This window comes from Streptomyces anatolicus (genome assembly GCF_019400875.1).
Classification (GTDB): Bacteria; Actinomycetota; Actinomycetes; order Streptomycetales; family Streptomycetaceae; genus Streptomyces; species Streptomyces anatolicus.
This window is the reverse complement of the sequence record NZ_WMBF01000286.1, coordinates 1-8192: the sequence shown is the minus strand read 5'-3', so window position 1 is coordinate 8192 and position 8192 is coordinate 1. Positions and strand designations below refer to the sequence as shown.

General features: G+C 71.2%; 6 protein-coding genes. 3 read left to right on the top strand and 3 right to left on the bottom strand.

Annotation, left to right across the window (positions count from 1 at the left end):
• Positions 1–363 precede the first annotated feature (363 nt).
• On the bottom strand, positions 364–912 hold the full coding sequence (locus GKQ77_RS22315; protein WP_219690711.1) for a MarR family winged helix-turn-helix transcriptional regulator: 549 nt from the start codon (positions 910–912) through the stop codon (positions 364–366).
• A gap of 135 nt (positions 913–1047) precedes the next feature.
• On the opposite strand from GKQ77_RS22315, the gene GKQ77_RS22310 reads away from it, so the two are divergent.
• A complete protein-coding gene (locus GKQ77_RS22310) occupies positions 1048–2319 on the top strand; it encodes an MFS transporter (RefSeq protein WP_372459952.1) in 1272 nt (423 codons plus the stop codon).
• Positions 2320–2370: 51 nt separating this feature from the next.
• Here the strand turns inward: GKQ77_RS22310 and GKQ77_RS22305 are convergent, their stop codons facing one another.
• Together GKQ77_RS22305 and GKQ77_RS22300 are read right to left on the bottom strand one after the other, a co-directional pair.
• Entirely contained in the window at positions 2371–4050 is a 1680-nt protein-coding gene (locus tag GKQ77_RS22305) for an ATP-binding SpoIIE family protein phosphatase (RefSeq protein WP_219690709.1), read from the bottom strand.
• Between the two features lie 185 nt (positions 4051–4235).
• Complete coding sequence (locus GKQ77_RS22300) at positions 4236–5594, bottom strand: NAD(P)/FAD-dependent oxidoreductase (protein WP_219690708.1); 1359 nt, start codon at positions 5592–5594, stop codon at positions 4236–4238.
• A gap of 373 nt (positions 5595–5967) precedes the next feature.
• Between GKQ77_RS22300 and GKQ77_RS22295 the strand changes: the two genes are divergently transcribed.
• On the top strand, positions 5968–6738 hold the full coding sequence (locus tag GKQ77_RS22295) for a TetR/AcrR family transcriptional regulator (protein WP_219690707.1): 771 nt from the start codon (positions 5968–5970) through the stop codon (positions 6736–6738).
• Between the two features lie 262 nt (positions 6739–7000).
• The coding region (locus GKQ77_RS33965; protein ID WP_219690706.1) for a sigma-70 family RNA polymerase sigma factor at positions 7001–8192 on the top strand (1192 nt) is incomplete at its 3' end.

Sequence of the window (8192 nt, the reverse complement as noted above, 5' to 3'; positions counted from 1 at the left end):
TGTCCGATTTCCTCGGTGCCTTTCCGGTTCCCGCTCCGGCCTTTCGGCTTTCGCGTTTCCCTTTCCGGCGGTTCCGACTCTATCAGATCCTTTCGGGCCTGATTCCCAGTCAGCGGGGGTTGTCTTCTCGGCTGTTGGGCCGTTCCGACGTCTCAAACTCTAGCGGGTTTTCCCGGCGACTCATAATCGAGCCTTGGAATTGAATTCGGGCATGCCGAATGCGTTCCGTTGGGAGGTTGTGCTGAGTTTGGTTTGCCGCTCGATCAGCGGCGGGAGCGCTACCGCAGAACCGTTACGGCTCCGTGGCAACCCGAAGAACCTTACGGGTCGTGCGGATGACTGTCAACCCCCACCCGCCGACTCTCAGTCGAGGTCGTTGAGGCGCCCGCCGGCGTCCGGCTGGGCGTGCTCCACCCGGCGCAGAAGACGGGTCAGCAGTTCGTCCAGGACGCCCCGCTCGTCGTCGGACAGGTCCTGGAGGAGGTCCTCCTCGAAGACCGTGGCCAGGCGCATCGCCTCCAGCCACTTCTCGCGGCCCTCCGCGGTCAGCTCCACGATGACGCGGACACGGTTGGTCTCGTCGCGGTCGCGGGTGACCAGGCCCTCCCCCACCATGCGGTCGATGCGGTGGGTCATGGCGGCGGGCGTGAGCCCGAGCCGCTTGGCCAGGTCGCCGGGGCCCATTTGGTACGGGGCGCCGGAGAGGACGAGGGCCTTGAGTACCTCCCACTCGGCGTTGCTGATGCCGAGGTTCGCGGTCTGACGGCCGTACGCCACGTTCATGCGGCGGTTCAGGCGGCCGAGGGCCGAGACGATCTTCTCGACCTGGGGGTCGAGGTCCTGGAACTCGCGCTGGTAAGCGGCGATCTGCTCTTCAAGTGTCGGCTCACTTGGGCCGGGGGTGTCACCCATGGCCCGCAGTATGGCACGCCCCCACTTGGCATCGAAGTCCTTCGGTGTGTACTGTTTAGATCCTAACTTTAGCTTCGAAGTCTTCACTTCTAACTCCTAAGGCAGGTGAAAGTGACCAGGGCGATGGACGCAGCGATGCGTCGCATTCAGGCAGGCAGCGCGCTGAGCGCGTTCGGCATCGGGTTCACGGTTCCGTTCCTCTACGTCTACGTGGCGCAGGTGCGGGATCTTGGGGCCAGTACGGCGGGCATCGTGCTCGCCGCCTTCGCCATGGCCGCTCTGATCGTCCTGCCCATCACCGGCCGCGTCATCGACCGGCGCGGCCCCCTCCCCGTACTCGTGGGCGCGGCGGTCGTCGCCTCCGTGGGCGCGGTCGCGCTCGGCGTCGCCGCCAGTGAGACGACGGCGATCCTGGCCGCGGCGCTGCTCGGTGCGGGCACCGCGGTCATGCAGCCGGCGCTCGCCACGATGATCGTCTGGTCGTCGACGCCGGCGACCCGCACGCGCTCCTTCGCGATGCAGTTCTTCCTGCAGAACCTCGGCCTCGGCATCGGTGGGCTCATCGGCGGCCAGATCGTCGACGAGCACCGGCCGAGCAGCTTCACGCTGCTGTTCTCCATCGAGTCCGTGATGTTCCTGGTGCTCGCGGCGATCGCGCTGACCGTGCGGCTGCCGCACGCGCCGTCCATCCCGGACGCGATGCCCACGGACGGCGCCCCCCGCGGTGGGATGCGCGCGCTCCTGAAGCACAAGGCCATGGTGCAGCTCTGCGTCCTCGGCTTCGTGCTCTTCTTCGCCTGCTACGGACAGTTCGAGTCGGGTCTGTCGGCGTACGGCGTGGAGGCCGCGGGCATCTCGCCGTCGACGCTCGGCATCGCGCTCGCCGCCAACACGGCGATGATCGTGCTCGCCCAGTTCGCGGTCCTGAAGTTCGTCGAGCGGCGCAAGCGGTCCCGGGTGATCGCCTCCGTCGGTCTGATCTGGGCCTTCGCGTGGATCCTCGCGGGGTACGCGGGCCTCGGGCACGGCAGCCAGGCGATGGCCACCGCCGCGTTCGTCTCCACGTACGCCCTCTTCGGGCTCGGTGAGGCGATGCTGTCGCCGACCGTCGCGCCGCTGGTCGCCGACCTGGCGCCGGGCGGCATGGTCGGGCAGTACAACTCGGCCTTCGCCCTCGTGAAGCAGCTGGCTCTCGCGGTCGGTCCGGCCGTGGGCGGGCCCATGGGGGCCGCGCTGCACGCCCCGTACATCGTGACGTTCGTACTGTTCTCGCTGGGCATCACGGTGCTCGCGGTGCGGATGGGGCGTCAGCTCACTCCGGTGCAGAACCAGCCGTCGCTGGCCAAGAGCCAGGTGGTGGCGCAGGGCGGTCCGGCCACCGCGGAACCCGCCACGGCGAACGCGTAACCGCTACTCGGGCGCCGTGTGCGGCCACTACTCGGCCGCCGCGTGCGGTCGCTATTTGGGCAGCGCGAACTCGCACCAGACGGCCTTGCCGCCGCCCGGTGTGCGACGCGAGCCCCAGTTCGACGCGATCGTGGCGACGATGGCGATGCCGCGTCCCGCCTCGTCGACCGGTTCGGCGCGGCGGCGGCGCGGCAGGTGGTCGTCGCCGTCGGTCACCTCGATGATCAGGCGGCGGTCGGTGCGGCGCAGGCGCAGCCGCATCGGCGGGGTGCCGTGCTGGAGGGAGTTGGCGACCAGTTCGCTGGCGGCGAGGACGCCCAGGTCGTGCAGGTCCGGGGAGAAGCGCCAGCTGGCGAGGACGCCCGTGGCGAAGGCACGCGCGCGTGGCGCCGCTTCGATGCCGCCGAGCAGCTCCAGGGCGGCGTTTCTGAACAGCTCGGCATCCGGGCCGGTGCGGGCGGGGTGCTGGAGGACGAGGACCGCCACGTCGTCGTCGTGGTCGGCCGTCACGCCGAGGGCGCGGATCAGCCGGTCGCAGATCACCTGGGGCGTGCCGGTGGCGCCGGCCAGGGCGCGCTCCAGGGAGGCCACTCCTTCGTCGATGTCCTCGCTGCGCCGCTCGACGAGGCCGTCCGTGTAGAGGACGGCGGTCGATCCGGGGCCGAGCGGCATGGAGCCCGAGGTGTGCAGCCAGCCGCCGGTGCCGAGCGGTGGCCCGGTGGGTTCCTCGGCGCGGTGGATGGTGCCGTTCTCGTCGCGTACGAGGATGGGCAGGTGCCCCGCGGAGGCGTAGACGAGGCTGCCCTCGCTGGGGTCGTGCACGGCGTAGACGCAGGTGGCGATCTGGCTGGCGTCGATCTCGGAGGCGAGGCCGTCCAGGAGCTGCAGCACCTCGTGCGGGGGCAGGTCCAGGCGGGCGTAGGCGCGCACGGCCGTGCGGAGCTGGCCCATGACGGCCGCCGCGCGCACGCCCCGGCCCATCACGTCACCGATGACGAGGGCGGTGCGGCCTCCGCCGAGGGTGATCACGTCGTACCAGTCGCCGCCGACCGCGGCCTCGGTGCCGCCCGGCTGGTAGGTGGCGGCGATGCGCAGGTCGTCGGGCTGTTCGAGCTCCTGGGGGAGCAGGGACTTCTGGAGGGTGACGGCCGTCTCCCGCTGGGCGCGCTCGCTGGCGCGCAGCCGCTCGGCGGCCTCGGCGTGGTCGGTGACGTCGGCGGCGAAGACGAGCACGCCGCCGCCACCGCCGCCTTCCTCGGGGCCCGCCGCGGAGCCGCCGAGGGGGAGCGTCACGGGCGTGCAGGTGAAGGTGTACGAGCGGCCGCCGGGGGCCTTGCGGGACTTGACCGTACGGGGCTTCGCGCTGCGCAGGACCTGGTCGAGGAGCGGCAGCAGGCCCAGCTCTTCCAGTTCGGGCAGTGCCACGCGCGCGGGCTCGCCGATGGGGCGGGGGCCGAAGGCGGCGACGTACGCGTCGTTGACGTGGGCGATGCGGTGGTCGGTGCCGTGCACGAGGGCGACGAGGGCCGGGATGCGGTCGAGCACCTCGCGGACGGGCAGCTGGTCGATGGTGTCGGTGGGCGCGGGGAGGGCTCCGTCGGAGAGCCGCTCGGCGCGGGCCGCGGGGACGGAGCCGTCTCCTCGGGGTGCCGTGGCGATCGCCTGTTCGGTCCGCGCTGCTGCGCGGCGCTGCGTTCCGGGGAGCCGGGCGCTCCAGCGCGTGAAGTTCACTGCGGTAGGCCTCGTGGTGTCGCTTCTGGATCGGGAACACAGCATGTCGAGGGCGGACGTCCCTGGTGTCGGCCTTGCGGCCGGACCATGGTCACACGGACAGTCTTGCCGACCGGACTGACATCCGTGGGTCCGGACGGACATCCGTCAGACGTGGGTCCCGCGCGGGGAGTTCCTGACTCCGGTCAGGAGGACTCCTTCGGGCGCTCGCGACCGGCCGCCAGTTCGAACTCCGCACGGGGGTGCTCAAGCGAACCGAGGGAGACGATCTCGCGTTTGAACAGCCCGGAGAGGGTCCATTCGGCGAGCACACGGGACTTGCGGTTGACGGTCGGCACTCTGCTCAAGTGGTAGACGCGGTGCATGAACCAGGCAGGGTAGCCCTTCAGCTTGCGTCCGTAGACGTGTGCGACGCCTTTGTGCAGCCCCAGGGAGGCGACGGAGCCGACGTATTTGTGGCGGTACTCCTTGAGGGGCCGCTCGCGCAGGGTCGCCACGATGTTGTCGCCGAGGACCTTGGCCTGGCGTACCGCGTGCTGGGCGTTGGGCGCGCACTCCTTGCCGGGCTCGTCCGCGGTGACGTCGGGGACGGCGGCCGCGTCTCCCGCGGCCCACGCGTGCGTGGCGCCTTCGACGGACAGCTGAGGGGTGCACTTGAGCCGGCCGCGTTCGTTCAGCGGCAGGTCGGAGGCGGCGAGGACGGGGTGCGGTTTGACGCCCGCCGTCCATACGACGGTGCGGGTGGGGAAACGGGCGCCGTCGCTCAGGACGGCGACACGGTCCTCGCAGGAGTCGAGGCGGGTCTCCAGGCGTACGTCGATGTTGCGCCGCCGCAGTTCGCGCACGGTGTACTTGCCCATCTCCTCGCCGACCTCGGGCAGGATCCGCGCCGTGGCCTCGACGAGGATCCACCTCATGTCCTCGGCCTTGATGTTGTGGTAGTACCGCGCGGCGTAGCGCGCCATGTCCTCCAGCTCGCCGAGCGCCTCCACGCCCGCGTATCCGCCCCCTACGAAGACATACGTCAGGGCCGCGTCGCGGATCGCGGGGTCACGGGTGGACGAGGCGATGTCCATCTGTTCGATGACGTGGTTGCGCAGGCCGATGGCCTCTTCGACGGTCTTGAAGCCGATGGCGTACTCGGCGAGGCCGGGGACGGGCAGTGTGCGCGAGATGGAGCCGGGGGCGAGGACCAGTTCGTCGTACGCGATGGCGACGGGCCCTGTGCCCTCCTCCTCGGTGGCGAGCGTGGTGAAGGTCGCGGTCCGCTTGGCGTGCTCGACCGACTCGACCTCGCCGATGACGATGCGGCACTTGTCGAGGACGCGGCGCAGCGGTACGACGACGTGGCGCGGCGAGATGTTGCCGGCCGCCGCTTCGGGCAAGAACGGCTGATACGTCATATACGGCTCGGGAGTGATCACCACGATCTCGGCCTCACCCCGCCCCAGCTCCGCCTTCAGCTTCCGCTGGAGCCGCAGCGCGGTGTACATACCGACGTAGCCGCCGCCGACGACGAGAATGCGCACAGGTTCCTTCACCATCCCATGACGCACCCGGCTACCGAGTTTGTCCACAGGCCCGGCAATTTGTATGACCGGTCGTGATGCGCCCCGGGCGCCCGGCGGATTGCGCCGGAGCACGGTAGACGCGCAGGTCAGCGAGGGTGAGGGGGGTATGTGGCCGGGGTGCGATTAGGCCTGAAACGGTGCGTACTCCGATCGGGGGGCGCTCCGTGCGGAACCCACCCCTTCTGAATTGACTCAGGCTCAACTATGTTCGTGGGACGTCGGGGTGTCGGGGGATGCGCTCGTCGAGCCGAGTTTCCGGGCTCGCGGAAGGGCTCGCTCCTCACACGCCGGTTGCCAATGGCGGGGAGTGTCTCCGGGGGGAGACGTCATTACCGGGGGAACGTGTATGAGCATTCAGGAGACCCACTGGACTTCCGCGGCCGCGACGGCATCAGCCGTCGGCCTCAGCGGGAACGGACGTGACATGGGGGAAGGAGCGCGCACGACACCACTGCGTGTCGACGCACAGCGCAATCTCGAGCATGTACTTCGCGCGGCACGCGAGGTCTTCGGCGAGCTGGGTTACGGCGCGCCGATGGAGGACGTGGCGCGCCGCGCGCGGGTCGGTGTCGGCACCGTCTACCGCCGCTTCCCGAGCAAGGACGTGCTGGTCCGGCGTATAGCCGAGGAGGAGACCTCCCGGCTGACCGACCAGGCACGTGCCGCGCTCGGGCAGGAGGACGAGCCGTGGTCGGCGCTCTCGCGCTTCCTGCGGACCTCCGTGGCCTCGGGCGCGGGGCGGCTGCTGCCGCCGCAGGTGCTGCGGGTGAGCGTCGAGGACGGCGCGGGCCAGGAGGACGAGGCGAGGGTGCCGCAGCAGCGCCAGCCTGCCCCGGACTCTCCGGAGCTGCGCCTCGTGGAGCAGCGCCGGGCACCGGCCGAGGAGTCGGCGCCGGTCGGTGAGGACGCGGGGACGGCGACGCTCCTCGATGTCGTCGGCCGGCTCGTGGAGCGTGCCCGGGCGGCGGGCGAGCTGCGTCCGGACGTGACCGTCTCGGACGTGCTCCTGGTGATAGCGACGGCGGCGCCCGCGCTGCCGGACGCGGCGCAGCAGGCGGCGGCCTCGTCGCGGCTGCTCGACATCCTGCTCGAGGGGCTGCGCTCGCGGCCCTCGTAACGGGCACGGTCCTCGTAACGGGCATGGTCCTCGTAGCAGGTACGGCCGTCTTCATGCGGCCATCCGACCCCTACGGCGGAAGGCTCAACTCCGTTTATTTCGGCGGGCGTTGAGCCTTCCCCGAATGGGTTAACGGTAGTGCTCGATTGCGGGAAGTCACCTCGGACGAGTGGTTGCCCGTCATCCCTGGTGGCCGGAGCGCAACCGTGTGTCACTCTGTCCCGGTGTTCGGGTCTGAGTGTGCAACCGGGGGCGTTCCGCGATGAGTGTTGACGGTCGGGACGAGCCGTCCACCGGCTTCGGAGAGCAGGTGCCGCCCCAGGGCGGGCCCAACGCCCAGGCCCCGGCAGGTGCGGCAGGCGCCGGTGTGCCCCCGCAGCGCGAGGGCGGGGAGGCGGTGCCGTCCGACGCCGACCTGATCGCGCGGATGCGGGCGGGCGACGACTCGGCGTACGGAGAGCTGTACCGCAGGCACGCCGAAGCCGTCCGCCGCTACGCCGGCACCTGCTGCCGCGACGCCCACACCGCCGACGACCTCACCGCCGAGGTCTTCGCCCGCATGCTCCAGGCCGTACGCGGCGGCAGCGGCCCCGAGTACGCGGTCCGCGCCTATCTCCTGACCACGATCAGGCGCGTCGCCGCGGGGTGGACCAAGTCGGCGAAGCGGGAGCAGCTGGTCGACGACTTCGCGGTCTTCGCCGCGCAGGCCGCGCGCGGCTCCGATGTCCGTGACGACGACACGCTCGACCTGGGCGCGGACGTCCGCGCGATGCACGAGGCCGAGCAGTCGATGGCCATGCAGGCGTTCCGGAGCCTGCCGGAGCGCTGGCAGGCCGTGCTGTGGCACACGGAGATCGAGGACGAGTCCCCGAGCGAGGTGGCCACGCTCTTCGGCCTCGACGCGAACGGCACGCGCGTGCTCGCCAGCCGCGCCCGCGAGGGCCTGAAGCAGGCCTACCTCCAGGCGCACGTGAGCGCCACGCTCACCGAGAGCGAGGAGTGCGCGCGCTACGCCGACCGCCTCGGCGCCTACGCCCGCGGCGGCCTGCGCACCCGCGCCGAGCGCGGCCTGCGCAAACACTTGGAGGAGTGCGCCAAGTGCCGCCTGGCCGCGGGCCAGATCAAGGAAGTCGCCAACGGCATCCCGGCGGTCGTGCCGATCGCCGTCATCGGCTGGTTCGGCGCCGCCGGGTACGCGAAGGTGGCCGCGCTGGTCGGTTGCGGCACCGTGAGCGCGGGCGCCGCGGGGGCCGCGGGCACGGCGGCCACGGGCGGTGCCTCCGGAGGGTCGGCCGCGGGCGGGGCAGCCGCCTCCGAAGGGCTCGGCGCCCCCGCGAAGGCCGGTATCGCGGCGAGCGTCGTCGTGGCGGCGGGGGTCGCCGCGGCGATCGCCCTCACCGGTGGCGACGGCAAGCCCAAGGAGGACCGGCCGCCGAAGGCCAAGGAGCCCGCGG